Source organism: Pseudomonas sp. BMW13, from assembly GCF_013357275.1.
In the GTDB taxonomy this organism is placed as follows: Bacteria; Pseudomonadota; Gammaproteobacteria; order Pseudomonadales; family Pseudomonadaceae; genus Aquipseudomonas; species Aquipseudomonas khazarica.
In genome coordinates this window covers 164,736-190,365 of sequence record NZ_SUKD01000013.1, presented here as the reverse complement: position 1 = coordinate 190,365, position 25,630 = coordinate 164,736, and the positions used below count along the sequence as shown (strand labels likewise).

Below are 25,630 nucleotides of genomic sequence, written 5' to 3'. Positions count from 1 at the left end.
GCAGGTATTCCTTACTGAAAATCGTGGTCCGCAGCCCACTGCGGGCATGGCGCCTCGTCGATACGCACCCGGCAATGCACGGGCACGCGCTCGAACAGCGCCAACATGTCGGTATTGCGCAGCCGGACGCAGCCATGAGACAGCGGCGTGCCCATGGGTTCCGTATCCGGCGTGCCATGCAGATAGATATAGCGGCGAAAGCTGTCCACCTCACCCAAACGGTTGCGCCCGGGCTCCAGGCCGCTGAGCCAGAGAATGCGGGTGAGAATCCAGTCGCGGTCGGGAAACTGCTGATGCAGCTGCGCGGACCAGACCTCACCGGTCCAGCGTCTGCCGCGCAGCACGGCGGCCAGCGGCAGGCCAGCGCCGACCTTCGCCCGCACCTGGTGCAGGCCACGTGGCGTGCAGCCGGAGCCGTTGCGCTCACCGGGGCCGTTCAGCGCCGTGGAGACAGGCAGGCGCAGCAGCAGCTGGCCGGCGCCAAGGCCATAGAGGGTCTGGTCAGCGAGAGAGATATGCAGCAGATCGAGATCGGACATGGGCCGCTAGCTTAGCCGAAGGGCCAAGCCAAGCCCACCTGCCCCGGCATCAAACCTTGGGCGTAGCGCTGGGCGTCTTGCTGCGGGGCTTGAGCTGAGCCCCCGCCAGCGCGGGATCGTCCACACCGGAGTCCGAGCGCATGCCGGCGGCCAGGAACGGCACCATCATCCTCATCACCTGCTCGATGGAGGTATTGACGCCGAAATCGGTCTCGGCCATGGCGCGCAGCGCCTTGATCCCGGACATGCTGAACGCCGCCGCGCCGAGCATGAAGTGCACGCGCCAGAACAGCTCCAGCGGCGGGATGCGCGGCGCGGTTTCATGCACCAGCAGCATGTAGCGACGGAACACCTTGCCGTAGACCTCTTCCAGGTACTTGCGCAGGTGCCCCTGGCTCTGGCTGAAGGCCAGGCCGAGCAGACGCATGAAGATGGAGAGGTCGTTGCCGCTGCGCGGCTTGACCGCCAGTGCCTGCTCGACGAGCAGTTCCAGCAGCTCCTCGAGCGTGGCCTGGTTTTCCGTCTTCGCCTGGCGACGGTCGAGTTCCTTCTCCAGGCTGGTACAGAACGGCCCGAGGAAACGCGAGAACACCGCCTGGATCAGCGCCTTCTTGGAGCCGAAGTGATAGTTGACGGCTGCCAGGTTGACCCCCGCCTTGCTGGTGATCAGACGAAGCGAGGTCTCGGCGAAACCTTTCTCCGCGAACAGCTGTTCTGCAGCATCGAGAATGCGTTCAACGGTTTCCGACTGGGCCATGAGCTATCACCTGACAAACACTTGTTTGAAACATACGTTTCAGCGCATCGAAATGTCAAGCCGCATGAGCCGTCTTTTGGCCGGCTGGTCACAGCTTATAACAGCACAGACGTCAATTGACCCGTGCGGGTAACACGCGGCGCGACCGGCGCATGAAAATTGGCCGTTGCCAAGCCCGCCTTACTGTATATAATCCCAGTCACTGTATAAAAAGACAGAGCCCAGCCATGCTGAAACTGACGCCCCGCCAAGCCGAGATTCTCGCCTTCATCAAACGCTGCCTGGAAGACAACGGCTACCCGCCCACCCGTGCGGAGATCGCCCAGGAACTGGGCTTCAAGTCGCCCAATGCCGCCGAGGAGCACCTCAAGGCCCTGGCCCGCAAAGGGGCGATCGAGATGACCCCGGGCGCCTCCCGTGGCATTCGCATCCCCGGCTTCGAGGCCGGCGCAGCGAACGAAGACGAGGGCCTGCCGGTCATCGGCCGGGTGGCCGCTGGTGCGCCGATTCTCGCCCAGCAGCACGTGGAGGAATCCTGCCAGATCAACCCGACCTTCTTTCAGCCCAAGGCCGACTACCTGCTGCGCGTACGCGGCATGAGCATGAAGGACATCGGCATCTTCGATGGTGACCTGCTCGCCGTGCACACCACTCGCGAGGCACGCAACGGCCAGATCGTCGTCGCCCGCATCGACGACGAAGTCACGGTCAAGCGCTTCAAGCGCGAAGGCAACAAGGTCTGGCTGATTGCCGAGAACCCCGAGTTCGCCCCGATCGAGGTCGACCTGGAGCACCAGGACCTGGTCATCGAAGGTTTGAGTGTCGGCGTGATTCGCCGCTAAGGAGACGCCATGCACATGCAGCAGTCGTTCGAACGTTCACAGCTCCCCCTGTTCAACGCCTTTCTCGCCGACACCCAACACGAGGCACCTGCCGAAGCCGGTGTGGTCGACGATCAGGCATTCAGCGAGCTCGCCCTTCGCGGCACGGCCGGCCACTGCCTGCATTTGCTGGCACCGATCCTCCGTGAACTGAGCCAGAACCAGGATGCGCGCTGGCTGACGCTGGTCGCGCCGCCTGCCAGCCTGACCCAGGCCTGGCTGCGTGACGCCGGCCTGAATCGCGAACGCATCCTGCTGCTGCAGCCACGCCAGGGGCAGGACGCCCTCGAGCTGGCCGAGGAAGCGCTCAAGCTGGGCCGCAGCCATACCGTCATCAGCTGGCTGCATCCTGTCGAGCGCAGCACCCGCCAGCGCCTGGCGCAGGCCGCGCAGACCGGCGGTGCGCAGAGCCTGAACATCAGCCTGGGCTGACGCTTCCCAGAAACGCAAACGGGGCTCCACTGGAGCCCCGTTTTCGTTGATTCATCGCCGTCGATCAGTGCAGGACGCGAGGCTCATCTTCTTCGCCGACGAAGTCGCCCTCGGCCATGCGCCCGGCCATCTGCACACCCACGTTCAGCATGGCCTTGGCCACTTCGATGTGCTGCCCCTGCAGAAAGGCCTTGGCATCAGCGGAGAAGTCCAGAGTGACCAGGGCCTCTTCATCTTCTGCGCGGCGCAGGGCGATACGCCCATCGGGCAGTTCGACGATTTCCAGGAAGGATGTAGGCATGGCTCAGTCTCTGTGCAAAAACACGACATTGTAACAGTCAGTCGGGGTCACCCCCAGCCCACTGGTCCAGTTAAACCCGATCAGCACTCACTGAGGCCTTCGCGGAAACGCAGCACCAGGGTCTTGAGCTGCTGACGCCAGGCGTCGATGTCGTCGACACTCAGCTCCACCGGCTCCTCACCGACACTGACCGCCGTGATCAGCGGCATCGCCGGGTCGACCTTGGCCTTGCGCTCCTCACGCGGCGGCTGGAACAGCGCCGCATAGGCCGCCAGCAGCTGCGCCAGCCAGGTTTCACGCTGCTGCGCCAGCTCGACCAGCTCGGCCAGCTCGGGGCTGGGCGCGCCATCGAGCACCGCCTGCTGGACGAAGGCCTCGACACGCGAAGGGGCCGCGTCGCTCATGCGGTAGTAACCGGCGATCTCGTGGCACACGCCGAGAAGCGCGCCATACAGGTGGAACAACGCCGCCTCGCGCTCGGCCTGCACCAGCGCCTGCACGTTGAACGCGGCGGAGCCTTCGGCCTTGCGCCAGTTATCCAGGGCGATGCCGGCGAAGAAGATCTTCTGGTTGGTGCGGGTGTAGATTTCTTTGGCCATTGCGGCGACCTCCACTGCAGATCGAGCCATGGTACGCGCGCCGGCCATTGCCGGCGCGCATTTCGTCAGGACGCTGAACTCAGCGCTTGTCCTCGACCTTCCACTTGCCGCCATCGAAGAAGGCGCGCCAGCCGGTCGGCTTGCCGTCGACCTCGGACTGCACGTACTGCTCCTTGGTCTTGCGGCTGTAGCGAATCACCGCCGGGCGGCCGTCCGGGTCCTTCTGCGGGGCGTCGCAGAGGAAGTGGTACTTGGGATCGATCTCCTGCTTGTGCGGCACGATTTCCAGCACCAGCGGAGCGCGGGTCTCGCGGTTCTTCGGGAACTGGCTGGCGGCGAGGAAGAGGCCCGAGGCGCCGTCGCGCAGCACGTAGGTGTCATCCACCTTCTCGCACCTGAGTTCCGGCATCTCCACCTTGTCCATCTTCGGCGGTGCCGCCTCGCCGTTCTTCAGCAGCTTGCGGGTGTTCTTGCAACTGGCATTGGTACAGCCGAAGAACTTGCCGAAACGGCCGGTCTTGAGCTGCATCTCGCTGCCGCACTTGTCGCACTCCAGGCTCGGGCCTTCGTAGCCCTTGATGCGGTACTGGCCCTGCTCGATCTCGTAGCCGGTGCAATCGGGGTTGTTCCCGCAGATATGCAGCTTGCGGGTTTCATCCAGCAGGTAGGCATCCATCGCCGTGGAACAGATCGGGCAGCGATGCTTGCCCAGCAGCACGCGGGATTCGGACTCGCCCTCGTCGTCCGCGGCGATCTCGTCGCCCGGCACCAGGTTGATGGTGGCCTTGCAGCGCTCCTTCGGCGGCAGCGCATAGCCGGAGCAGCCGAGGAACACCCCCGTGGAGGCGGTACGAATCATCATCGGCCGGCCGCACTCGCGGCAGGGGATGTCGGTCAGGGTCGGCTGGTTGGCACGCATGCCACCCTCGCCCGCTTCCGCCACTTCGAGCTTCTTCTTGAAGTCGGCGTAGAACTCGTCGAGCAGATGCTTCCACTCGCGCTCGCCCTGGGCGACATCATCCAGATGCTCTTCCATGGTGGCGGTAAAGCCGTAGTCCATGAGGTTGGCGAAGCTCTCGTCGAGACGCTCGGTGACGATGTCGCCCATCTTCTCGGCGTAGAAGCGACGGTTGTGCACCGTCACGTAGCCACGATCCTGAATGGTGGAAATGATCGCCGCGTAGGTGGACGGACGGCCGATGCCACGCTTCTCCAGCTCCTTGACCAGGCTCGCTTCGGAGTAGCGCGCCGGCGGCTTGGTGAAGTGCTGGCTGGGGTCGAGCTGGATCAGCTTGAGGCCCTCGCCTTCCTTCATTTCCGGCAGTACGTCGTCTTCACCGGGCTTGCTCTGCTGCGGCAGCACACGAGTGTAACCGTCGAACTTGAGGATGCGGCCCTTGGCCCGCAGCTCGAAATCGCCTGCCGCCACGGTGACGCTGGTGGACAGGTATTCGGCCGGCGGCATCTGGCAGGCCACGAACTGGCGCCAGATCAGGTCATACAGGCGCTCGGCATCACGCTCCATGCCGGACAGCTGGGTCGGGCGCAGGTTGACGTCGGACGGACGAATCGCTTCGTGCGCCTCCTGAGCGCCCTCCTTGCTCGAGTAGAGGTTGGGCTTGCCCGGCAGGTACTTGTCGCCGTACTCGCTGCCGATGAAGCCACGCACCATCTCCACGGCGTCGGCGGACAGGTTGGTCGAGTCGGTACGCATGTAGGTGATGTAGCCGGCCTCGTACAGACGCTGGGCCATCATCATGGTCTTCTTCACACCGAAGCCCAGGCGGTTGCTCGCCGCCTGCTGCAGGGTGGAGGTGATGAAGGGCGCCGAAGGCTTGCTGCTGGTCGGACGGTCCTCACGCTTGGCCACGCTGTAGCTGGAAGCCTTGAGCTTCTCCAGCGCGGCCATGGCCTGGGCCTCGTTGACCGGCTTGAAGGCCGCGCCCTTCTCGCGCACCACCTCGAAACGCACCTTGGCGTTCTTCGCGGTACCGAGGTCGGCGTGCACTTCCCAGTATTCTTCCGGCACGAAGGCGCGGATCTCTTTCTCGCGCGCCACCACCAGCTTCACGGCCACCGATTGCACGCGACCGGCAGACAGACCACGCGCGATCTTCGCCCACAGCAGCGGCGAGACCATGTAGCCCACCACGCGATCGAGGAAGCGCCGTGCCTGCTGCGCGTTGACGCGGTTGATATCCAGGTCGCCGGGCCTGGAGAAGGCTTCCTGAATCGCCTTCTTGGTGATCTCGTTGAACACCACGCGCTTGTAACGGGCGTCATCACCGCCGATGGACTCGCGCAGGTGCCAGGCAATGGCCTCCCCTTCACGGTCCAAGTCGGTCGCGAGATAGATGGTGTCGGCATCCTTGGCCAGACGACGCAGTTCGTCGATCACCTTTTCCTTGCCGGGCAGGATCTCGTACTTGGCCTTCCAGCCATGCTCGGGGTCGACCCCCATGCGCGCGAACAGCTGACGTTTGGCCTTTTCCTTGGGCGACAGCGCCGGGGCTTCGCCGGCCGCCTTGCCGCGCTTGGCAGGCTCCTTGTTGGCGCTTGCCGAGCCACTGGTAGGCAGGTCACGGATGTGGCCGATGCTCGACTTCACCACGTACTGGTTGCCCAGGTACTTGTTGATGGTCTTGGCCTTGGCCGGGGATTCCACGATGACCAGCGATTTGCCCATGGATCAGAAAATTCCTGAATTGCGAAATATAGAAGGCACGGAGCCGAGGGTGTTTACAAAACAGCGAGCGAAGGTCAGGCAAAGCGAAAACAGTCGAGAAAGTGCTGTGTACGAGCTGTACATGAGCATTCTGAGGCTGGTTTCAACGCAGCATGGCCGAGTGCAGCAATTTGCAGACGCCCTCTAAGGCCCCGCTATATATAGTGGCGACCAAGCGAAGGTCAAGCGCAGGGTCTGCGCAGTCAGACTTGATGCGCCCCAATCGGGCTGACTTCAGCCTGAATCAAAGCAAAGCGTGGAACGCGCTTGCCGTCCACCTCGACCTCCTCGCAGAACATGCTCAGCGGTCGCACCCAGAGGCCGAACTCGCCGTACAGCGCCTGGTAGACCACGACCTCTTCCTCGCTCTCGGAATGCCGCGCCACACCGAATACACGGTACTGCGGGCCTTTGTAATGGCGATAGAGTCCTGACTGCAACTGCATTGAAGGGGTTCCCGAAGTGAAAAGCCGTAAAAAGCAAAACCGGGGCACTGGGCCCCGGTTTCGTGTCCGCTAGCGCTTAAACGCGCTCGAAGACGGTGGTGATGCCTTGGCCAAGGCCCACGCACATGGTGGAGACACCCAGGGTGCCGCCGTTCTGCCTCATGACGTTGAGCAGGGTACCGGAGATACGGGCCCCGGAACAACCGAAGGGGTGACCCAAGGCGATCGCGCCGCCGTGCAGGTTGACCTTCTCTTCCATCTTGTCGAGCAGTTTCAGGTCCTTCAGCACCGGCAGGGCCTGTGCGGCGAAGGCTTCGTTGAGTTCGACGAAATCGATGTCGGCCATGCTCAGACCCGCGCGCTTGAGCGCCTTCTGAGTGGACGGCACAGGGCCGTAACCCATGATCGCCGGATCGACACCGGCAACGGCCATGGCACGCACCACGGCCATCGGCTGGATGCCCAGATCCTGAGCACGCTGGGCGCTCATGACGATCATGCAGGAGGCACCGTCAGTGATCTGCGAGGAGGTACCGGCAGTCACGGTGCCGCCTTTCGGGTTGAAGGCAGGCTTCAGCGCAGCCAGGCTCTCGAGGGTAGTTTCCGGACGAATGGTTTCGTCGAAATCGTACATCTTGAGGAAGCCGTTCTCGTCGTAGCCTTGCATCGGGATGATTTCATCCTTGAACTTGCCTTCGACGGTTGCCTTGTGCGCCAGACGGTGCGAACGCTCACCGAAGGCGTCCTGCTGCTCGCGGCCGATGCCGTGCATCTTGCCCAGCATCTCGGCGGTCAGGCCCATCATGCCGGACGCCTTGGCGGCGTACAGCGACAGGTGCGGGTTCGGGTCGACACCGTGCATCATGCCGACGTGGCCCATGTGCTCCACACCACCGACGACGAACACGTCACCGTTGCCGGTCTGGATCGCCTGCACGGCAGTGTGCAGCGCGCTCATGGACGAACCGCACAGACGGCTGACGGTCTGGCCGGCGCTGGTGTGCGGGATCTGGGTCATCAGCGACGCCATGCGCGCGATGTTCCAGCCCTGCTCCAGGGTCTGGTTGACGCAGCCCCAGATCACGTCCTCGACCTCGGCCGGATCGACCTTGGCGTTACGCTCCAGCAGCTTGCTGATCAGGTGCGCGGACATGGTCTCGGCGCGGGTGTTGCGGTGCATGCCGCCCTTGGAACGACCCATCGGGGTACGACCGAAGTCGACGATCACTGCATCTCTAGGATTCAGGCTCATAAATTCACTCTCGCTCTAGTCGTTGCGCGCTTAACCGAAGAACTTCTGGCCGTTGGCGGCCATTTCGCGAAGCTTGGCGGTCGGGTGGTACAGCGCGCCCAGGTCGGCGTACTTGTCGGCCAGGGCGACGAACTCGGCGACACCGATGGAGTCGATGTAGCGCAGCGCACCGCCACGGAAGGGAGGGAAGCCGATGCCGTAGATCAGGCCCATGTCGGCCTCGGCTGCGGTGTCGACGATGCCGTCTTCCAGGCAACGAACGGTTTCCATGCACAGCGGGATCATCATGAAGTTGATGATGTCCTCGTCGGTGACTTCACGCTCTTCGACCACGATCGACTTCAGCAGCTCGTAGGCAGCCGGGTCGGAGACCTTCTTCGGCTTGCCGCGCTTGTCGGTCTCGTAGGCGTAGAAGCCCTTGCCATTCTTCTGGCCCAGGCGGTCGGCTTCGTACATCACGTCGACGGCGGTCTTGCCTTCCACGGCCATGCGGTCCGGGAAGCCTTCAGCCATCACGTCACGGCCGTGGTGACCGGTGTCGATGCCGACCACGTCGGACAGGTAGGCCGGGCCCATGGGCCAGCCGAACTTCTCCATCACCTTGTCGATGCGCACAAAGTCGACACCGAAGCCCAGCAGCTTGGAGAAGCCGCCGAAGTACGGGAACAGCACGCGGTTGACCAGGAAGCCGGGGCAGTCGTTGACCACGATCGGGTTCTTGCCCATCTTCTTGGCGTAGGCAACGGTGGTGGCCACGGCCACTTCGCTGGACTTCTCGCCACGGATGACTTCGACCAGCGGCATCATGTGCACCGGGTTGAAGAAGTGCATGCCGACGAAGTTTTCCGGGCGCTTGAGCGCCTGGGCCAGCAGGCTGATGGAGATGGTCGAGGTGTTGGAAGCCAGGATGGCGTCCTCACGTACGACGCCTTCCACTTCGGCCAGCACGATCTGCTTGACCTTGGGGTTCTCGACCACGGCTTCGACGACGATGTCGACGTTGCCGAAATCACCGTAGGACATGGTCGGACGGATGGCGTTGAGCGCCTCGGCCATCTTCGCCGGGGTCATGCGGCCCTTCTCGACGCGCTTGCCGAGCAGCTTGGAGGCCTCGTTCAGGCCCATCTGGATACCCTCTTCACGGATATCCTTCATCAGGATCGGCGTGCCCTTGGAAGCCGACTGGTAGGCGATACCGCCGCCCATGATGCCGGCGCCGAGTACGGCAGCCAGTTTCACGTCACGCGCGATTTCGTCGTGGTGCTTGGCCTTCTTCTTCAGCTCCTGGTCGTTCAGGAACAGACCGATCAGGCTCTCGGCAACCGAGGTCTTGGCCAGTTTGACGAAGCCGGCGGCCTCGACTTCCAGCGCCTTGTCACGGCCGAAGTTGGCGGCTTTCTGGATCGACTTGATCGCCTCGACCGGTGCCGGGTAGTTCGGGCCGGCCTGGCCAGCGACGAAGCCCTTGGCGGTCTCGAAGCACATCATCTGCTCGATGGCGTTGAGCTTGAGCTTTTCCAGCTTGGGCTGACGCTTGGCCTTGTAGTCCAGCTCGCCGGAGATGGCGCGCTTGACCAGGTCCAGCGCGGCGTCCTTGAGCTTGGCAGGGGCGACGACGGCGTCGACGGCGCCAACCTTCAGGGCGTCGGCAGCCTTGTTTTCCTTGCCCGAAGCGATCCACTCGACCGCGTTGTCGGTACCGATCACGCGCGGCAGGCGCACGGTGCCGCCGAAGCCCGGGTAGATGCCCAGTTTGACTTCCGGCAGACCGATCTTGGCGGTCTCGCTCATCACACGGTAGTCACCGGCCAGGCACATCTCGAAACCGCCACCCAGGGCGATGCCGTTGATGGCGACGACGGTCGGCACGGCGAGGTCTTCGAAATCACTGAAGATCTTGTTGGCTTCCAGGTTGCCAGCCACCAGCTCTTCGTCGGGCAGCTTGAAGTTGTCGACGAACTCGGTGATATCGGCGCCGACGATGAATACGTCCTTGCCACTGGTGACAATCACGCCCTTGATCGAACCGTCAGCCTTGATCGCGTCGACGGAGGCGCGCAGCTCGTTGAGGGTAAGACGGTTGAATTTGTTGACGGACTCACCCTTGAGGTCGAAATTCAATTCGACGATGCCGCTCTCAAGAGCCTTAACCGTGATGGCTTTACCTTCGTAAATCATCAACTGATCTCCACGGTATGGAAGCTGAACAGTACACATCGGAGCCAACCGGCAGGCCTGCCCGCGGCACAGCCGTCGAGCATAGCCCCAATCGGTACGACACACCCGCCGACGCGATATTCGGGCTGTGTTGGCGCGCCTGACCAGGCAAACGCTCAATTCATACGCCCGTTTGATTTGGGTGTGCACACCTTCGGGGAAAAGCCCGCGCTTGTCAATTGGCCTCGTTTCGACGTTTTCCCGACGATTTGCGCAAGCCTGGTCACGCGCGGCCTCCAGCGGGTCTCGATAAATAGCGTCAATATCGCGCCATTGCCGGTGTTTTCGCGTTTGTTGCAGGCAAGCCCGAGTCCCTAGCCAAACGCCGACGCTCCGGGTACAGTCGTCTCACTTTCGGCTGGCACAGCGCCATCCGTGAGCACTACAACAACAAATCGAGCCCCACGATGGGCCACACGGAGTCGCCAATGTCGAGCCGCCGTTCGCTTGCATTCCCCCTGAGCGCCCTGCTCGTTCTGCTGTTCACGTTGCTTTCCTCTCCCTTGCTCAATGCCGCGCCGGCCGATGACCTGCTGCGCCTGCACCAGCTGCGCCTGGCGATGCAGAAGAGCCTGGGCGACTTCTACATGTACAACGGCATGGAAGGCGACCAGCGCTATGCGCGGATGATCGGCGAATCACTGCAGGACGTGCAGTCGCACCTCAGTGCCCTGGGCGACATGCCCGGCGACGCCAGCAAGGCCCTGCGCGCCCAACTGCTGAGCAACTGGCAGAGCTACCACACCTCGCTCCAGGCATTGATGGACGCCATGCGCACCAAGGGCTACACCGACCTGCAGCCGGTTGCCGACCTCGCCGACAGCAATCAGCGCCTGATGGCCATCAGTCAGGAGCTGTATCAGAAGATTCAACAGGAAAGCGGCCACAGCGTTCCGCCGCTCACCCAGAAAAGCCGCGAGCAGAGCCTGCTGATGCAGAACATCGCCCTGGACTATGCCTCGCGCAGCGCCTCGGTCGGCGCCAGCTTCTTCGGCGGTGGCGAGGAGCGGGCAATCGATGAGCTGGCGGGTGAGTTCGCCAGCAAGCTGGACAGTCTCAGCAGCGCGCAGCAGAACACGCCGGAAATCAGCGCTGCGCTGAACAGCATCGAGACCAAATGGCGTTACATCGAGAAATCGCTGCGCAACTACAACGAAAATACCGTACCTTTCCTGATCAGCAAGTATTCCGACAGCATCATCGAAGGCCTAGAAGGCGTATCGGCGCAATATGCCGCCAGCCAGCACTGATGCCCCGCATTCCGGCCTGCCTGGCCACCTCCGCCCGGTGCTCGCACTGGGCTTTTTCTTTTCCCTGCCATGATCGGTCGCCCTATCGCATGCAATGGGGCCATACTTGATACAGCGCTATTTGCCTTTCACGAGGAGTTCACCATGCCCTACCAGCATATTCTGGTCGCCGTAGACCTGACCGACGAATGCGACCCCGTGGTGGTTCGCGCACAGAAACTGGCGCAGGCCAGCGGAGCGAAGATGTCCTTGGTGCACATCGTCGAGCCCATGGCCATGGCCTTCGGTGGTGACGTGCCGATGGACCTGTCGATGCTGCAGCAACAGCAGTTCGAACAGGCCCGCGAGCGCCTGGACAGCTTCTCCGGCAAATACCCCGAGCTCGCCGCGGACCAGCGCCACCTTGCCTACGGCCAGCCGCGCCAGGAAATCCACCGTCTCGCCGAAGAACAGGGCTGCGACCTGATCGTGGTCGGCAGCCATGGTCGCCACGGCCTGGCGCTGCTGCTCGGCTCGACCGCCAACGACGTGCTGCATGGTGCGCCCTGCGACGTGCTCGCGGTGCGCCTGAAGAAGCCGGAAAAACACGCCTGATCCTGTCTCCCGCGCTCATCGCTGAGCCGCGGGAGATCACAACTGGCGGCGCTTCGTTGCTCAGTCGAAGGAATCGCCGGCACTCATGACCAGCGGGCGGATCTTCTGCAGCTGAGTCTCCAGCGATACCGTCATGCTCGACGACAGGGAGAAGAAGGTGAGGAAGGCCTTGAGGTTCGAATCACCCTCGCAGGTGTCGTGGATGCGCTGCCAGAACGCCTGATTGACCAACTTCAGTTGCTGGAACAGGCGCACCAGCCCCTTGAGTTCCCAATCGGCCAGACGCCCTTCACGCATGTTGAAGTACTGCCGCGTCAGGTAGAGCGACACCGCGCGCAGGATGAACTCCTGGTTATTGGCGAACGGCAGGTGATGCTGCGCCATGGGCCGCAGGCGCCCCAGCAGCGGGCAGGCGCTGGTGGCCATGATCACCCCCAGCAGCGCACGCAGCCCCTCCTCCAGGCCCAGGTGCTTGGTGTACTCGCGCTCCGGCGTGCGAACCCAGACACTGGCTTTCTTGAACGCCGGCAAGCCACGGAAATCCTCGATCACCCGATGCAGGTCGACCGCCGCCGGGCAGTTGCTGAACTGCTCGCGGCTGAGCGGGCAGTTGCTGCACTGCTGGTGCCCGAGACGCGTCCAGGCAGGTGCCTGCTGAGCCTCCTCGGGGTCGTACTCCCGGTTCAGCTCGATCCGATAGCTGAACTGATGATTATCATCCAGGGTGATGCGGTACTCGATGGCCATGCCTGTTCGTTCCTTCGTCAGCCTTCCAGCTCTGCCCAGCGCTCGATCAACCTGTCCAACTCCTTCTGCAGGTCATCGAGACGCGCCAATACGTCCGTGGTGGTCTGCACCGGCTGCTGATAGAAGCCGGGATCCGCAATCCGTTCCTGCAGCGCGGCCATCTCCTGCTCCAGGGCATCGATCTGCCCGGGGATCGCTTCGAGTTCGCGCTGCAGCTTGTAGCTGAGTTTCTTCTTCGCCGGCTCGCTGCTTTCCTGAACCGGTTGTGGCGCCTCTGCCACCGGTGCCTCGACGACCGCGCTGGCCAGCTCGGCCTTGCCCGACTTGCTCTCGCCGACGCCGAGCAGGCGCGGCGAACCACCCTGGCGCAGCCAGTCCTGGTAGCCACCCACGTACTCGCGCACCTTGCCCTCGCCCTCGAACACCAGGGTGCTGGTCACGACATTGTCGAGGAAGGCACGATCGTGGCTGACCATCAGCACCGTACCAGGGAAGTTAAGCAGGACTTCTTCGAGCAGTTCCAGAGTTTCTACATCCAGATCGTTGGTCGGTTCATCGAGCACCAGCAGATTGGCCGGTTTGCTGAACAGCTTCGCCAGCAACAGTCGTGCCCGTTCCCCCCCGGAGAGCGCCTTCACCGGGGTGCGCGCCCGCTGCGGACTGAACAGGAAGTCGCCCAGGTAGCTCAGCACGTGGCGGTTCTGCCCATCGATGCTGATGAAGTCGCGCCCTTCGGCGACGTTGTCGATCACCGTCTTCTCCGGCTCGAGCTGGTGACGCAATTGGTCGAAATATGCCACTTCCAGCTTGGTGCCCACCTCGATGCCACCACTGCTCGGCTGCAAGTCACCCAGCAGCAGCTTGAGCAAGGTGGTCTTGCCGGTGCCGTTGGCGCCCAGCAGGCCGATGCGATCACCACGCTGCAGCACCATGGAGAAGTCCCTGACCAGGAACGGACCGCCGGCGTGGGCGAAACTGACGTTCTCCGCCACCATGACCTGCTTGCCGGACTTGTCCGCCGTCTCCAGCTGGATGGTGGCCTTGCCCTGGCGCTCGCGACGTTCGGCGCGCTCGGCACGCATCGCCTTGAGCGCACGCACCCGGCCTTCGTTGCGCGTACGGCGTGCCTTGATGCCCTGGCGAATCCACACCTCCTCCTGTGCCAGGCGCTTGTCGAACAGCGCGTTGGCGGTTTCCTCGGCAGCAAGCTGCTGCTCCTTGTGCACGAGGAAGCTGGCGTAGTCGCCGTTCCAGTCGATCAGCCCGCCACGATCCAGTTCGAGGATGCGCGTGGCCAGGTTCTGCAGGAAGGAGCGGTCGTGGGTGATGAACAGCACAGCGCCGCCGAAGTCCTTCAGCGCTTCTTCGAGCCAGGCGATGGCGCCGATATCCAGGTGGTTGGTCGGTTCGTCGAGCAGCAGCAGATCCGGCTCGGAAACCAGCGCCTGCGCCAGCAGCACGCGGCGGCGCCAGCCACCGGACAGCTCGGCGAGGGTCTTGTCGGCAGGCAGTTGCAGGCGGCTCAGGGTGCTGTCGACCAGTTGCTGCAAACGCCAACCGTCCTTGGCTTCCAGCTCCTGCTGGACGTGCATCAGTTGCTCGAGATCGTCATCGCCCGAGATGTGCTGCGCCAGGTGGTGATAACGCGCCAGCAGCTCGCCGACTCCGGCCAGGCCTTCGGCGACCACGTCGAACACCGTGCGCTCGTCGGCACGCGGCAGCTCCTGCGGCAACTCGCCGATCTTCAGCCCGGGCGCCCGCCAGATTTCGCCGTCATCCGGCATCTGGTCGCCCTTGACCAGGCGCAGCATGCTCGACTTGCCGGTACCGTTGCGGCCGATGATGCACACCCGTTCGCCCCGTGCGATCTGCCACGACACCCCGTCGAGCAGGGGCATGGCGCCATAGGCGAGGGATACGTCAGCGAACTTGAGCAGGGTCATGGGCATCTCCAGAAACAGGGGGCGCATTCTACCCGAGATGCAACCGGGCTGTTGCCGTTTCGCGCCGACAGCGGCATCCACCCGGATGGCGCCCGAGCGCCCCGACGCCGCTTTTTTGCCGCATATGTCCGTCCGGCGCTGCGCCATTCACCCTGCCTCGATGAAGCGCTAAGCTAGACGTATGCAACAACACGGACCGTGTTGCCCAATCACCCGCTTGCCCCTGGATATACCATGCGCAGTCGCTTTCTCTCCGTAATTTCCTGCCTGATCCTCACCTCCGCCGGCGTCGCCAGCGCCGAAGCCGCCAGCCTTGCCCAGCAGCGCCAGTACTACGACGAAGCCAAGCGCGCACTGGCCAAGGGCGACAGCGGTCCCTACCGCACCTACCGGACAGCGCTGCGTGACTACCCGCTGACGCCCTACCTGACCTACGACGACCTGACCAGCCGGCTCAAGTCCGCCAGCAATGCCGAGATCGAGAAGTTTCTCGCCGAGCATGGCGACCTGCCGCAAGCCAGTTGGATGAAGCTGCGCTGGTTGCGCATGCTGGCCGAGCGCGGCGACTGGAAACCCTTTCTCGCGCACTACGATCCGGCGATGAACTTCACCGAACTGGACTGCCTCTACGGCCAGTACCAGATGACCCATGGCCAGGTCGCGGAAGGCAATGCCACGGCCGAGAAGCTCTGGCTGGTGGGCAAGTCGCAACCCAATGCCTGCGACCCGCTGTTCGAACGCTGGACGGCCAACGGCCAGCTCACGGAGAGCCGCCGCTGGCAGCGCACCAAGCTGGCCGTCGAGGCCGGCAACTACGGTTTGGCCAACTACCTGGTCAAGGGGCTGTCCACCCTCGGCACCCACGGCAAGCTGTTGCTCGAGGTGGCGCAGAAACCGCAAACCCTGAAGCAGACCGCACGTTTCGCTCCGGCCGACGAGGCAATGGGCGACGTGGTCGGTCTCGGCCTGCGTCGCCTGGCCCGGCAGAGCCCGGAAGACGCCCTGCCGCTGCTGGACAGCTACGCGCAGCGCATGAAGTTCTCCGAACAGGAGAAGGTCGCCATCGCCCGGCAGATCGGCCTGACCCTGGCCAAGCGCTTCGACATGCGCGGGCTGCAGGTGATGGCCAAGTACGACCCGGAACTGCGCGACAACAGCGTCAGCGAGTGGCGCGCACGGCTGCTGCTGCGCAACGGTCGCTGGGATGAGGCCTACCAGCTGACCCAGCGCATGCCGGCCGAGCTGGCCAGCAGCAACCGCTGGCGCTACTGGAACGCCCGCAGCCTGCAACTGGCCCAGCCCAACAGCCAGCAACCGGCCGTGCTGTTCCAGGCACTGGCCAAGGAACGTGACTTCTACGGCTTCATGGCCGCCGACCAGGTCAAGGCCCCCTACCAGCTGAACAACCAGCCGCTGCACATCGACCCCAAGGTCATCCAGAAGGTGCGCAACACGGCCGGCATCCGCCGCGCCATGGAATTCCACGCCCTGGGGCAGATCGTCGACGGCCGGCGCGAGTGGTACCACGTCAGCCGCCTGTTCAGTCGCGATGAACTGGTGGCTCAGGCACGCCTGGCCTACGACATGGAGTGGTACTTCCCCGCCATCCGCACCATCAGCCAGGCCCAGTACTGGGACGACCTGGAGGTGCGCTTCCCCATGGCGCACCGGGATGACCTGGTGCGTGAAGCGCGACGCCGTGACATCCATTCGAGCTGGGTATTCGCCATCACCCGCCAGGAGAGCGCGTTCATGGCCGACGCCCGCTCCCATGCCGGCGCGATGGGCCTGATGCAGCTGATGCCGGCCACCGCCCGGGAAACCGCACGCAAGTTCGGCATTCCCCTGTCCTCGGCGAAGCAGGCGATCAACCCGGAGACCAACATCCAGCTGGGCGCCGCCTACCTGAGCCAGGTGTATGGGCAGTTCAACGGCAACCGCGTGCTCGCCTCGGCGGCCTACAACGCCGGTCCAGGCCGCGTGCGCCAGTGGCTGCGCGGCGCCAATCACCTGAGCTATGACGTCTGGGTGGAGAACATCCCGTTCGACGAGACCCGCCAGTACGTGCAGAACGTGCTGTCCTACTCGGTCATCTACGGCCAGAAGCTCAATGCCCCCCACCCGCTGGTGGCCTGGAACGAGCGCTTCTTCGACGACCAGTGAAACCGCGTGCGCTGCAAGCCATGAACGCTGAACACAGCGCTGCGGCTTGCAGCCCGAGGCTCATGGCCTGCGGCTTATTCCAGCACCTCGACCGGCATGCCCACCTGCAGCTCGCCTACGCCGCGCGGTAGCAGGTTCTGACCGAAGTACACATCGCCATCGCGCTCACGGTAGGTCTTCAGCGTGGCCAACGGTTCACGCTGGGCATGGCGCTCACCGGTCTGCGGATCGACGGTGGTGAGGATGCAGCGCGAACAGCCCTTGGCCACGTCGAACTCCACCTCGCCAATGCGAATGCGCTTCCAGCTGTCTTCCGCGTAGGCCTCGCTGCCGGTGACCACCAGGTTGGGGCGAAAGCGCAGCATCGACAGCGGCTGGCCGACACGCCGCGACAGATCGTCCAGCGACGCCTGGCCGATCAGCAGCAGCGGGAAACCATCGGCGAAGGCCACCCGGTCCCCTGGCTGCGCATAGGCGGTATCGACCTGGCGGGTACGCTCGTCCGGCACCTGTACCAGGCGACAGGACTTGCCCAGCAGCGCACTGAGCCAGGCCGCCGCTTCGTCACCGGCATCCGGCACGCGCAGGCTGTCACGCCAGACGGTCACACCGCGCAACGCCTGATCCGGCTCGGGAAGCGCGACGCACAGATCCTCGACCCCGGCCGCGCTGAGCGTCAGGCCGCCACGCCCGTCGTACAGGGCGCTCAGCTGGCTCATCTGCGGCAGCAGGCGTTGCGTGATGAAGCGACCGCTGTCGGCATCGACCACCATCCAGCGGCGGTCGCCATTGAGCCCCAGGCCATCGACCGCGCTGCGCTGCAGCGCCTCGCCGCGCCCGGACTTGAGCGGATAGCGGTACAGCTCCGAAAGACTCGGCATGGGTCAGCTCCCTGTTGGCAAAACGCCGTTATACGAGCTGACGTCGATGCTCACAAGCACCAGGCTGCAGGAAACAGGGTAAACCCGGGTAGCGGGTTAGGGATGGGCAGCGTCAGCGCCGGGCAGTCGCCCCGCCCACGCTGCGACGCAAGGACGAAACCTGGCGTGTAGCCCTAGCGGGGCTCGTCGAGCTCCAGGCGCGTGCGGATCACGTCCACCAGCTTGTCCGGCTGGAACTTGGAGAGGAAACCGTCGCAGCCGACCTTCTTCACCATGGCCTCGTTGAAACTGCCGGACAGCGAGGTGTGCAACACCACGTAGAGGTCCTTGAGGCGCGGGTCGCTGCGAATCTCGCTGGTCAGCCGGTAGCCGTCCATTTCCGGCATCTCGGCATCGGTGAAGACCATTAGCAGCTTGTCGGTCATCACCTCACCGCTGTCGGCCCACTTCTTCAGCAGGTTGAAGGCCTTGAGGCCGTCGCTGGCCATGTGCAGGCGAATGCCCAGCTGGGTCAGGGTGTCACGCAGCTGGCTGAGCGCCACGCTGGAGTCGTCGACCAGCAGGACCTCACGACCACGCGCCTTCTCCAGCAGCGGGTCGGCCAGCTTCTCGGCCGATACCTTGGTGCTCATCGGCACGATCTCGGCCAGCACCTTCTCCACGTCGATCACCTCGACGATCTGCTCGTCGACCTTGGTGATGGCGGTCAGGTAGTGCTGCCGGCCGGCACCGCCAGGGGGCGGCTGGATCGACTCCCAGTTGAGGTTGAGGATGCGGTCGACGCTGCCGACCAGAAATGCCTGCACGGAGCGGTTGTATTCGGTGACGATGATGGTGCTGCGCTCATCCGGCACCAGCGGGCGCATGCCGATGGCCTGAGACAGGTCGATCACCGGCAGGGTCTGACCACGCAGGTTGACCACGCCACAGACGAAGCGATGGCGCTGGGGCATCAGCGTCAGCTTGGGCATCTGCAGGACTTCCTGCACCTTGAACACGTTGATCGCGAACAGCTGCCGGCCGCCCAGGCGGAACATGAGGATTTCCAGGCGGTTTTCGCCGACCAGTTGCGTGCGTTGATCTACTGAATCAAGAATGCCGGCCATCATGCGCTCCCGTGGTGTTTAGTGAGTCTAGCCTGCCATTAGGGTTATCGGCGAGCGGCCGGCAGACTGTAGCATTGCTGGCGCTCAGCCATCATGCCTCAGCCCTCCTCACCTGACCAGCGACCGAGTAGCGGGGAATGCTCCGGCAGGTGCAGACGCAGGGCAGCAGGCACCGCGTCGAAACGCAGGCGCTCGCTCGTCATCGGCTCGCCATCGAGGTTGAGGTCGAGCCCCTCGCTGGCCTCGACCTCGACCCAGGGCAGGCGGGCGTTGATCGCCACGCTCTGCAGGCCGCGAATGCCGCCCGACAGCAGGGTGCCCAGGGTCGTCACCACATCCTGCGCGGCCGGTACGATGCAGACGTCCAGCAGGCCGTCGTCGACCCTGGCCTGCGGGCACAGCACATGGCCGCCGCCGGCCTGACGGCCGTTGCCGATGCCCAGCGCGAGAAACTCCCCCTGCCAGTCGAAGTCAGGCCCGTGGAAGCGCCCCGTGGCGGCGCGCACCTCGGAAAAGCGGCTGAGCCCGGTGAGCAGATAGGCGGCGCCGCCCAGCACCTTCTTCAGTTCTTCCGGCGTGTTGGCGGTGACGTTGGAGCCGAAGCCGCCCGTGGCCATGTTGAGGAAGGCGCGTTCGCCCGCCATGCCGATATCCACGCTCACCGGCTCGACCTCCAGCAGCGCCAGCGCGGCGGCGGGGGCCAGGGCGATACCGGCGGCGTGGGCAAAGTCATTGGCGGTGCCCAGTGGCAGCAGCGCCAGGCTCGCCTCGCTCTGCGCCCTGACCAGCGCCTCGACCACATCGCGCAGGGTGCCATCGCCACCGCCAGCGATCAGCGTCCGATAGCCGGCCGCCAGCCCTTCCTCGACCAGTCGTTCGGCGTCACCGCCTTCCCAGGTCAGGCGCACCGCCAGGTCCCAGCCACGCTCGCGCAGGCCATTCACCGCCGCCCTCACCTCTTCGTTCAGTGCCTGTTTGCCATGCAGGATCAGCCAGGCCTTGCGCTCGCCCATCGCACTCCTCCTTGAAGGGTTCAGCGAAAGCCTAGTGCTTGGCCTTCGCGAAAATAATCGAATAAATCGATGTTAATGCCAAAAATATTGCGCTTTAAAATCGATTAAACCAAATGGATCATGCCGCCATCGACACTGCCCGGGACTCAGCCCTGGCGTGACAGGAGGATTGACCATGATTGACGTACGTCCGTTCGAACAACTCGGTGGCGCCCACCACGGCTGGCTCAATGCCCGCCACCATTTTTCCTTCGCCGAATACTACGATCCGCAGCGCATGAGCTGGGGCAACCTGCGTGTCTGGAACGACGACGAGATCGCGCCGCACTCGGGCTTCCCGCCCCATCCGCATCGTGACATGGAGATCATCACCTATGTCCGCGAAGGGGCGATCAGCCACGAGGACAACCTGGGCAACAAGGGCCGTACCGAGGCCGGCGACGTGCAGGTGATGAGCGCCGGCACCGGGATCGCCCACAGCGAGTACAACCTGGAGGATGAGACCACCAAGATCTTCCAGATCTGGATCCAGCCGACCCAGGCGGGCCTGCCGCCGTCCTGGGGCGCCAAGCCGTTTCCCAAGGGGGATCGCTCCGGAGCCTTCGTCACCCTGGCCAGTGGCTACGAGGAAGATGTCGACGCCTTGCGCATCCGCACCGATGCGCGACTGCTAGCCGCCACGATCAAGGCCGGACAGACTGCCGAGTACAGCCTGCAGCCAGGCCGCAAGGCCTATCTGGTCGCGGCCAGCGGCGCCTTCAGCGTCAACGGCGTGGCCGCCAAGGCACGTGACGGCGTGGCCATCGCCGAGGAAACCCAGCTGCGCGTCGAAGCGCAGGAAGACAGCGAGATCGTGCTGGTGGACGTCGCCTGAGGCCATTCGGGGGCGACGCACCTCCCGGCTTGCAGCCCTAGGCCGGATAGCCGGTGATCTTGCGAATGCGCTGGTACAGCGGCCTGAGCTGGCGATACATGCGCTGGTAGACCTGCGTGTAGAGCTGCTCGTAGATGCGCTGCGCCGCCGGGTCGGGCTCGAAGACCTGGCCGACGCGGGTCATCGCGGCGATGGCGGCCGCATAGTCGGCATGCAGGCCAAGGCCCACGGCGCAGTTGATCGCCGCCCCGAGGCCGCTGGTTTCGTACAGATGCGGGCGCTCTGCCGGCAGGCCGAAGATGTCGGCGGTCAGCTGCATCGCCGCATCGCTCTGCGAACCACCGCCGGACACGCGCAGACGCCGGATCGGCGTGCCGGCACGCTTCTCGATGCGCTCCTTGCCCTGGCGCAGGGCATAGGCCAGCCCTTCGAGGATGGCGCGATACAGGTGGGCGCGCGTGTGCACGTCACCGAAGCCGATGATCGAGCCCTTGGCCTCCAGTCCGGGCTCCCGGATACCGGGGGTCCAGTAGGGTTGCAGCATCAGCCCCATGGAGCCGGGGGGCACGGCGTTGACCAGTTCGTCGAACAGGGCCTCGGGCGCCACGCCCAGAGCCTCGGCGCGCTGCATCTCGCGCAGGCCGAACTCGCGCTTGAACCAGCTGACCATCCAGAAACCGCGATAGATCATCACCTCGGTGTTGAAGTGATCCGGCAGCGCTGCCGGGTACGGCGGAATCAGCGCGATGGTCTCCAGATAACGACTGCGGGTGGTGTTGATGGTCGCCGTGGTGCCGTAGGAGAGGCACGCGGTGCTCGCGTCCAGTGCGCCGGAGCCGAGCACCTCGCAGGCCTTGTCGGCGCCAGCGGCGATCAGCGGCAGCCCCTCCGGAATACCGGTGTGACGACTCGCCTGCGCCGAGATGCTGCCCAGGCGCTCGCCCGGTTTGAACAGCTCGGGCAGCTGTTCCCGACGTACCGCCAGCGCCTGCCATTTCCAGTCCCGCGGCGCAGCCCAGCACAGGCGCTTGTAGTCGAACGGCAGGTAGGCCACGCAACTGCTGGTCGAGTCGACGAAACGGCCACACAGACGATGGGTGAGAAAGCCCGAGAGCAGCAGCACCTTGTGCGTGCGGGCGGCGATCTCCGGTTGCTGCTGGGCGACCCAGTTGACCTCGGCCTGGCCACGGAAGTGATCGACCGCCTCCTCGGCACGGGCCAGTTTGAACAGCCAGCCCCACGGCCCGTTGATGCGCTCGCGGACCTCGGCACGACGCTGGTCGAGCCAGAGGATCGCCGGGCGCAGCGGCGTGCCCTGCTCATCGACATGAATGACGCTGCCACGCTGCGTGGTCACCGCCACGCCCTTGATCAGGCTGCGGTCGATGTCCGCCTGCTGCCAGAGCAGCCGACAGGCCTCACCCAGGCTGGCCCAGTAGTACTCCGGGTCCTGCTCGGCCCAGCCCGGCTGGCTGGAGAAGTACGGGTCGAGCTCCACCTTGCCCTTGGCGAGCAGGTTGCCGGCGGTATCGAACAGCAGCGCACGCACGCTCTGGGTGCCGTTGTCGATGCTCAGCAGGTAGCTTGGTTCGCTCAAGGTGTGATCCTTCTTGTCAGGCATGTGGCTGCGTGGCCGGATACATACCGGGCGCGGCTTCTTCGTTTGTCCCGGTTCGCGTCCGGGCTGCCAGCGGCGGCCAGGCCACCGCTGGATGATCAGGCTGGCGGCAAGCTGTAGCAGCGTTGCCAGAGCGCCAGGTAGTTCGCTTGTTCCTGCAGCCAGCGCTCGTCGCTCCAGCCCAGGCGTGGCTGGCACAGCGCACGAATGCGCGGCAGCTCGGCACGTCCGCCTTCGGCCAGCAACAGGCCCAGACGGGTACGGCGCAGCAGCAGGTCGTCCAGGTGCAGCACCAGTTCGCCGTCTGCGGCCCAGGCCAGCTCGGCCCACAGGGTGTCGGTGCCGGCGACGCACGCCTCACCCTGGGTTTCGATCCGCCGCAGCACCTCGCCCAGCTGGCGACCATGGCGACCGGCCAGACGCCGCTGCTGCGCCGGGCTCAGCGACGCCATGGACGGCAACGCTTCAGCGCGGAACACCGCACAACCGCGGTCGTCAACCGTCTTGCCGACGAAGCCGGCGCAAGCGCGCAGCACCTCCAGCGCCAGCAGCCGGAAGGTCGTCAGCTTGCCGCCGGCCAGGGTCACGCACCCCGGCTCGACCCACAGTGCATGCTCGCGCTTCTCGTCCGAGGGCTTCAGGCCGACGGCGCCGTCACTCACCACCGGACGCACGCCGGCCCAGGTCGCCAGCACGTCGGCGCGGCCGACCAGGGCCTGGGGAAACTGCTGGGCACAGGCCGCCAGCAGGTAGTCGACCTCCGCGTTGCTGATGGCCGCTTCGTCATCCAGCGCCCCATCATGATCCAGGTCGGTGGTGCCGATCACCGTCGCCCCCTCCCAGGGGAAGACGAACACCGGCCGACCATCGTCCGCGTGCATGAAACTGAAGGCGTGGGCCACCGGCAGGCGCCAGCCCGGCAGCAGCAGATGGCTGCCGCGCAGCGGGCGGATCCGCCCATTGCCCGGCGTCCGCAGGCGGTCGGCCCAGGCCCCGGTGGCCTGCGCCACGGCGCGACTGCGCAGCGGGTAGCGCGCGCCCGTCTGCGTATCCTCAGCGAGCACACCGACGACCTGGTCCGCCTCGCGCAGCAGCTCGACCACGCGCATGCCGTTGAGCGCCTCGCCACCGTCGCTGCGCGCCTCACCCAGCACACGTTGCACCAGGCGCGCATCGTCGGTCACCGCGTCGAAGAAACGCGTGCCACCCAGCAGGCCATCCTCGCGCAGGCCCGGCGCCAGGTAGCGCAGTTGCTGCAGCGGGTAGAACAGGTGATTGCGCTTGCCGGCCAGGGCGTCATACAGGCTCAGCAAGCCGCCGAAGACCCTGGGGCCGGGAAAGCCGCCACGATAGTGCGGCATGACGAAGCTCAGCGGCTGCACCAGCCCCGGTGCCTCGCCCAGCAGGCGCTGGCGCTCGCGTACCGAATCACGGGTCAGCGCCAGTTGCCCCTTGGCGACATAGCGCAACCCGCCGTGGACCATTTTCGACGAGCGACTGGAGGTGCCCCAGGCGAAGTCACGCTGCTCCAGCAGCAGGCAACGCCAGCCACGCCGGGCGGCCTCGCGCAGGATGCCGGCGCCGCAGATGCCGCCGCCGATCACCAGCAAGTCCCAGTCGCGCGCCGCCAGCTCGGGCAGGGCACGTTCGCGCCAGGCGGCGTTCCAGGCTTCCATGATCAGTCCTGCAGAAGCACGCCGGGAGCCAGGCGCTGTTCAGGATCGAAATGCGCGGACAGCTTGCGCAACGCGGCCATGCCCAGCTCGCCCTTCTCCTCCACCAGGTACGGCGCATGGTCACGCCCGACGCCATGTTGGTGGCTGATAGTGCCGCGGTTCTCGGCGATGGTGCGGCTGGCCGCGGCCTTCAGGCGCTGCCAGCGCGACAGGGCCTCGGCGTAGTCGCTGCCCGGCCGGAACACATAGGTGGTGTAGATGCTGGAGCCCTCGCCATAGACGTGCGACAGGTGGGTGAACACATGCACGCGCTCACCGTCGCCGACCAGCTCTTCGCGCAGGCTGGCTTCGACCTTGTTCAGCAGGTTGTCGACGTTCGACCAGTCGGTGGCGGTTTCCAGGGTGTCGACCAGATAGCCGCCCTCCCACAGACCGTGGCGCAGGTACGGGAAGCGGAAGCGATTCTGCTCCCACTTCTTGCCCAGCAGGGTGCCGGTGAACACCCCGCCGAAGCCCTTCAGCAGGCGCCGCGCCTGTTTCAGCGAGGCGGCGTTCTGCACGCGGCTGCCGGTGACGCCGAAGGTCAGCATGCACTTGCCGTCACGGGCGCCGCGCAACGCCAGGTACTTTTCCAGCAGGGCGATCTGCTGCGGACGCCCGGCCAGCGCCAGCTGGGTACGCGACTCGATGGCATTGGACAGACGCAACATGGACAGGGGTACGCGCGCCTGGGCCAGTTGGCGCACGGCGCTCAGTGCCTGCTGCCAGTCGGGCAGGAAGACACTATAGAAGCGCTCCTGCTCGGCCAGGCGGCTGATGCGCACGCGCACTTCGGAAATCACCCCGAAGCGCCCTTCCGAGCCCAGCACCAGCTCGCGCAGGTCGGGGCCGGCGGCCGAGGCCGGGAAGGTGGGAATCTCCAGGGTGCCGGCGAAGGTTTCCAGCTTGCCGCCAGCGAACAGTTGCTCGATGCGCCCATAGCGCAGGGACTGCTGACCGCTGGAGCGGCTGGCCACCCAGCCGCCGAGGGTCGACAGCTCCCAGGACTGCGGGAAGTGCCCCAGGGTGTAGCCGCGTGCGCGCAACTGGCTCTCGACCTGCGGGCCATTGGCGCCGGGGCCGAAGGTGGCGATGAGGCTATCTTCGTCGATGTCGAGCAGACGCGTCATGCGCTCCAGCGACAGGGTCAGCACGGGGCGCTCGCCGGCTTGCGGATTGATGTGCCCGGCCACCGAGGTACCGCCGCCATAGGGAATCAGCGTGACGTCGTGCTGCTGCGCCCAGGCCAGCAGCTCGCGGATCTGCTCGGCGCTTTCCGGGCAGGCGACGCCATCGGGAAACAGGCCGAAATCCCCGGAGCGCATAGCCAGCCAATCCGGCAGGCTCTGCCCACGGGCGTGGCGCACGCGCATCTCGGCGTCCTGGCTGATCGACGGGTGCGGCGCCAGGCGCGACGGCGGCACACTGGCCAGTACCTGTGCCAGGCTGGCATCGGCCAGACGCTGCCCTGGCCCGATCAGCTCGGCGAGAAACGCCTCGCCATGTGCCGGCAGTTCCACTTCGGTCGACTCGTCACCCCATCCGTTCCAGCGTCGCATTGCGTTCCCCATTCCGAT

22 protein-coding genes are annotated in these 25,630 nt (G+C 65.0%); 6 read left to right on the top strand and 16 right to left on the bottom strand.

Annotated elements, in window-relative coordinates:
• Nucleotides 1-11: 11 nt before the first annotated feature.
• Together E4487_RS11520 and E4487_RS11515 are read right to left on the bottom strand one after the other, a co-directional pair.
• A complete protein-coding gene (locus E4487_RS11520; protein WP_175253393.1) occupies nucleotides 12-539 on the bottom strand; it encodes a L,D-transpeptidase in 528 nt (175 codons plus the stop codon).
• 49 nt (nucleotides 540-588) lie between these two features.
• The gene (locus E4487_RS11515) at nucleotides 589-1,296 is read right to left on the bottom strand and encodes a TetR/AcrR family transcriptional regulator (protein WP_037048647.1); all 708 of its coding nucleotides are present in this window, start codon (nucleotides 1,294-1,296) and stop codon (nucleotides 589-591) included.
• A 227-nt stretch (nucleotides 1,297-1,523) separates the two neighbouring features.
• On the opposite strand from E4487_RS11515, the gene lexA reads away from it, so the two are divergent.
• Nucleotides 1,524-2,138 (top strand): transcriptional repressor LexA, encoded by a 615-nt coding sequence (gene lexA / locus E4487_RS11510; RefSeq protein WP_037048649.1) that lies wholly within the window; start codon nucleotides 1,524-1,526, stop codon nucleotides 2,136-2,138.
• Nucleotides 2,139-2,147: 9 nt separating this feature from the next.
• Entirely contained in the window at nucleotides 2,148-2,609 is a 462-nt protein-coding gene (sulA, locus tag E4487_RS11505) for an SOS-induced cell division inhibitor SulA (RefSeq protein ID WP_175253392.1), read from the top strand.
• A 64-nt stretch (nucleotides 2,610-2,673) separates the two neighbouring features.
• Here the strand turns inward: sulA and E4487_RS11500 are convergent, their stop codons facing one another.
• The 6 genes from E4487_RS11500 to fadB all read right to left on the bottom strand — a co-directional run bounded on the left by E4487_RS11500 (nucleotide 2,674) and on the right by fadB (nucleotide 10,110).
• Complete coding sequence (locus E4487_RS11500; protein ID WP_037048652.1) at nucleotides 2,674-2,910, bottom strand: hypothetical protein; 237 nt, start codon at nucleotides 2,908-2,910, stop codon at nucleotides 2,674-2,676.
• A gap of 80 nt (nucleotides 2,911-2,990) precedes the next feature.
• Nucleotides 2,991-3,509 (bottom strand): DUF6586 family protein, encoded by a 519-nt coding sequence (locus E4487_RS11495; RefSeq protein ID WP_037048653.1) that lies wholly within the window; start codon nucleotides 3,507-3,509, stop codon nucleotides 2,991-2,993.
• Nucleotides 3,510-3,588: 79 nt separating this feature from the next.
• Nucleotides 3,589-6,195: a type I DNA topoisomerase gene (gene topA / locus E4487_RS11490; protein WP_037048654.1), complete on the bottom strand. Its 2,607-nt coding sequence runs from the start codon at nucleotides 6,193-6,195 to the stop codon at nucleotides 3,589-3,591.
• Nucleotides 6,196-6,437: 242 nt separating this feature from the next.
• Nucleotides 6,438-6,680, bottom strand: a complete 243-nt coding sequence (locus E4487_RS11485; RefSeq protein ID WP_037048657.1) for a DUF1653 domain-containing protein — start codon at nucleotides 6,678-6,680, stop codon at nucleotides 6,438-6,440.
• A 76-nt stretch (nucleotides 6,681-6,756) separates the two neighbouring features.
• Nucleotides 6,757-7,932, bottom strand: a complete 1,176-nt coding sequence (gene fadA, locus E4487_RS11480; protein WP_175253391.1) for an acetyl-CoA C-acyltransferase FadA — start codon at nucleotides 7,930-7,932, stop codon at nucleotides 6,757-6,759.
• Nucleotides 7,933-7,962: 30 nt separating this feature from the next.
• On the bottom strand, nucleotides 7,963-10,110 hold the full coding sequence (fadB, locus tag E4487_RS11475) for a fatty acid oxidation complex subunit alpha FadB (RefSeq protein ID WP_037048661.1): 2,148 nt from the start codon (nucleotides 10,108-10,110) through the stop codon (nucleotides 7,963-7,965).
• A 467-nt stretch (nucleotides 10,111-10,577) separates the two neighbouring features.
• Between fadB and E4487_RS11470 the strand changes: the two genes are divergently transcribed.
• Both E4487_RS11470 and E4487_RS11465 read left to right on the top strand, forming a co-directional pair.
• The gene (locus E4487_RS11470; RefSeq protein WP_175253390.1) at nucleotides 10,578-11,399 is read left to right on the top strand and encodes a hypothetical protein; all 822 of its coding nucleotides are present in this window, start codon (nucleotides 10,578-10,580) and stop codon (nucleotides 11,397-11,399) included.
• A 144-nt stretch (nucleotides 11,400-11,543) separates the two neighbouring features.
• Nucleotides 11,544-11,993: a universal stress protein gene (locus E4487_RS11465; RefSeq protein WP_037048672.1), complete on the top strand. Its 450-nt coding sequence runs from the start codon at nucleotides 11,544-11,546 to the stop codon at nucleotides 11,991-11,993.
• Nucleotides 11,994-12,053: 60 nt separating this feature from the next.
• On the opposite strand, the gene E4487_RS11460 is transcribed toward E4487_RS11465, so the two are convergent.
• Together E4487_RS11460 and E4487_RS11455 are read right to left on the bottom strand one after the other, a co-directional pair.
• Entirely contained in the window at nucleotides 12,054-12,740 is a 687-nt protein-coding gene (locus E4487_RS11460) for a hypothetical protein (protein ID WP_037048674.1), read from the bottom strand.
• Between the two features lie 17 nt (nucleotides 12,741-12,757).
• Nucleotides 12,758-14,683 carry an ATP-binding cassette domain-containing protein gene (locus E4487_RS11455; protein WP_037048676.1) on the bottom strand — a complete coding sequence of 642 codons (1,926 nt, stop codon included), beginning with the start codon at nucleotides 14,681-14,683 and terminating at the stop codon, nucleotides 12,758-12,760.
• A 234-nt stretch (nucleotides 14,684-14,917) separates the two neighbouring features.
• Between E4487_RS11455 and E4487_RS11450 the strand changes: the two genes are divergently transcribed.
• Entirely contained in the window at nucleotides 14,918-16,846 is a 1,929-nt protein-coding gene (locus E4487_RS11450) for a transglycosylase SLT domain-containing protein (RefSeq protein WP_037048678.1), read from the top strand.
• A gap of 74 nt (nucleotides 16,847-16,920) precedes the next feature.
• Here the strand turns inward: E4487_RS11450 and E4487_RS11445 are convergent, their stop codons facing one another.
• From E4487_RS11445 to yegS, 3 genes are all read right to left on the bottom strand, one after another.
• Nucleotides 16,921-17,727: an MOSC domain-containing protein gene (locus E4487_RS11445; protein ID WP_037048689.1), complete on the bottom strand. Its 807-nt coding sequence runs from the start codon at nucleotides 17,725-17,727 to the stop codon at nucleotides 16,921-16,923.
• A 173-nt stretch (nucleotides 17,728-17,900) separates the two neighbouring features.
• Nucleotides 17,901-18,833 (bottom strand): chemotaxis protein CheV, encoded by a 933-nt coding sequence (locus E4487_RS11440; RefSeq protein ID WP_037048692.1) that lies wholly within the window; start codon nucleotides 18,831-18,833, stop codon nucleotides 17,901-17,903.
• Between the two features lie 98 nt (nucleotides 18,834-18,931).
• Nucleotides 18,932-19,846 (bottom strand): lipid kinase YegS, encoded by a 915-nt coding sequence (yegS, locus tag E4487_RS11435; protein ID WP_175253389.1) that lies wholly within the window; start codon nucleotides 19,844-19,846, stop codon nucleotides 18,932-18,934.
• Between the two features lie 175 nt (nucleotides 19,847-20,021).
• Here yegS and E4487_RS11430 point away from each other — a divergent pair, with 175 nt between their 5' ends.
• Nucleotides 20,022-20,720 (top strand): pirin family protein, encoded by a 699-nt coding sequence (locus E4487_RS11430; protein WP_150608841.1) that lies wholly within the window; start codon nucleotides 20,022-20,024, stop codon nucleotides 20,718-20,720.
• A 37-nt stretch (nucleotides 20,721-20,757) separates the two neighbouring features.
• Here the strand turns inward: E4487_RS11430 and E4487_RS11425 are convergent, their stop codons facing one another.
• The 3 genes from E4487_RS11425 to E4487_RS11415 form a co-directional block, all read right to left on the bottom strand.
• Nucleotides 20,758-22,341, bottom strand: a complete 1,584-nt coding sequence (locus E4487_RS11425) for an FGGY-family carbohydrate kinase (RefSeq protein ID WP_373921516.1) — start codon at nucleotides 22,339-22,341, stop codon at nucleotides 20,758-20,760.
• A gap of 95 nt (nucleotides 22,342-22,436) precedes the next feature.
• Nucleotides 22,437-24,014, bottom strand: a complete 1,578-nt coding sequence (locus tag E4487_RS11420; RefSeq protein ID WP_175253387.1) for a glycerol-3-phosphate dehydrogenase/oxidase — start codon at nucleotides 24,012-24,014, stop codon at nucleotides 22,437-22,439.
• A gap of 2 nt (nucleotides 24,015-24,016) precedes the next feature.
• Nucleotides 24,017-25,612: an FAD-binding oxidoreductase gene (locus tag E4487_RS11415; RefSeq protein WP_175253386.1), complete on the bottom strand. Its 1,596-nt coding sequence runs from the start codon at nucleotides 25,610-25,612 to the stop codon at nucleotides 24,017-24,019.
• Nucleotides 25,613-25,630: the final 18 nt, after the last annotated feature.

Bases quoted from the DNA above. Each gene is read 5' to 3' on its own strand.
- fadB (WP_037048661.1), bottom strand. From the start codon at position 10,110: ATGATTTACGAAGGTAAAGCCATCACGGTTAAGGCTCTTGAGAGCGGC.
- E4487_RS11460 (WP_037048674.1), bottom strand. From the start codon at position 12,740: ATGGCCATCGAGTACCGCATCACCCTGGATGATAATCATCAGTTCAGC.
- E4487_RS11470 (WP_175253390.1), top strand. From the start codon at position 10,578: ATGTCGAGCCGCCGTTCGCTTGCATTCCCCCTGAGCGCCCTGCTCGTT.
- yegS (WP_175253389.1), bottom strand. From the start codon at position 19,846: ATGGGCGAGCGCAAGGCCTGGCTGATCCTGCATGGCAAACAGGCACTG.
- E4487_RS11485 (WP_037048657.1), bottom strand. From the start codon at position 6,680: ATGCAGTTGCAGTCAGGACTCTATCGCCATTACAAAGGCCCGCAGTAC.
- E4487_RS11515 (WP_037048647.1), bottom strand. From the start codon at position 1,296: ATGGCCCAGTCGGAAACCGTTGAACGCATTCTCGATGCTGCAGAACAG.
- E4487_RS11520 (WP_175253393.1), bottom strand. From the start codon at position 539: ATGTCCGATCTCGATCTGCTGCATATCTCTCTCGCTGACCAGACCCTC.
- E4487_RS11420 (WP_175253387.1), bottom strand. From the start codon at position 24,014: ATGGAAGCCTGGAACGCCGCCTGGCGCGAACGTGCCCTGCCCGAGCTG.
- lexA (WP_037048649.1), top strand. From the start codon at position 1,524: ATGCTGAAACTGACGCCCCGCCAAGCCGAGATTCTCGCCTTCATCAAA.
- E4487_RS11430 (WP_150608841.1), top strand. From the start codon at position 20,022: ATGATTGACGTACGTCCGTTCGAACAACTCGGTGGCGCCCACCACGGC.
- fadA (WP_175253391.1), bottom strand. From the start codon at position 7,932: ATGAGCCTGAATCCTAGAGATGCAGTGATCGTCGACTTCGGTCGTACC.
- E4487_RS11445 (WP_037048689.1), bottom strand. From the start codon at position 17,727: ATGCCGAGTCTTTCGGAGCTGTACCGCTATCCGCTCAAGTCCGGGCGC.
- topA (WP_037048654.1), bottom strand. From the start codon at position 6,195: ATGGGCAAATCGCTGGTCATCGTGGAATCCCCGGCCAAGGCCAAGACC.
- E4487_RS11495 (WP_037048653.1), bottom strand. From the start codon at position 3,509: ATGGCCAAAGAAATCTACACCCGCACCAACCAGAAGATCTTCTTCGCC.
- E4487_RS11455 (WP_037048676.1), bottom strand. From the start codon at position 14,683: ATGACCCTGCTCAAGTTCGCTGACGTATCCCTCGCCTATGGCGCCATG.
- E4487_RS11415 (WP_175253386.1), bottom strand. From the start codon at position 25,612: ATGCGACGCTGGAACGGATGGGGTGACGAGTCGACCGAAGTGGAACTG.
- sulA (WP_175253392.1), top strand. From the start codon at position 2,148: ATGCACATGCAGCAGTCGTTCGAACGTTCACAGCTCCCCCTGTTCAAC.
- E4487_RS11450 (WP_037048678.1), top strand. From the start codon at position 14,918: ATGCGCAGTCGCTTTCTCTCCGTAATTTCCTGCCTGATCCTCACCTCC.
- E4487_RS11500 (WP_037048652.1), bottom strand. From the start codon at position 2,910: ATGCCTACATCCTTCCTGGAAATCGTCGAACTGCCCGATGGGCGTATC.
- E4487_RS11440 (WP_037048692.1), bottom strand. From the start codon at position 18,833: ATGGCCGGCATTCTTGATTCAGTAGATCAACGCACGCAACTGGTCGGC.
- E4487_RS11425 (WP_373921516.1), bottom strand. From the start codon at position 22,341: ATGCCTGACAAGAAGGATCACACCTTGAGCGAACCAAGCTACCTGCTG.
- E4487_RS11465 (WP_037048672.1), top strand. From the start codon at position 11,544: ATGCCCTACCAGCATATTCTGGTCGCCGTAGACCTGACCGACGAATGC.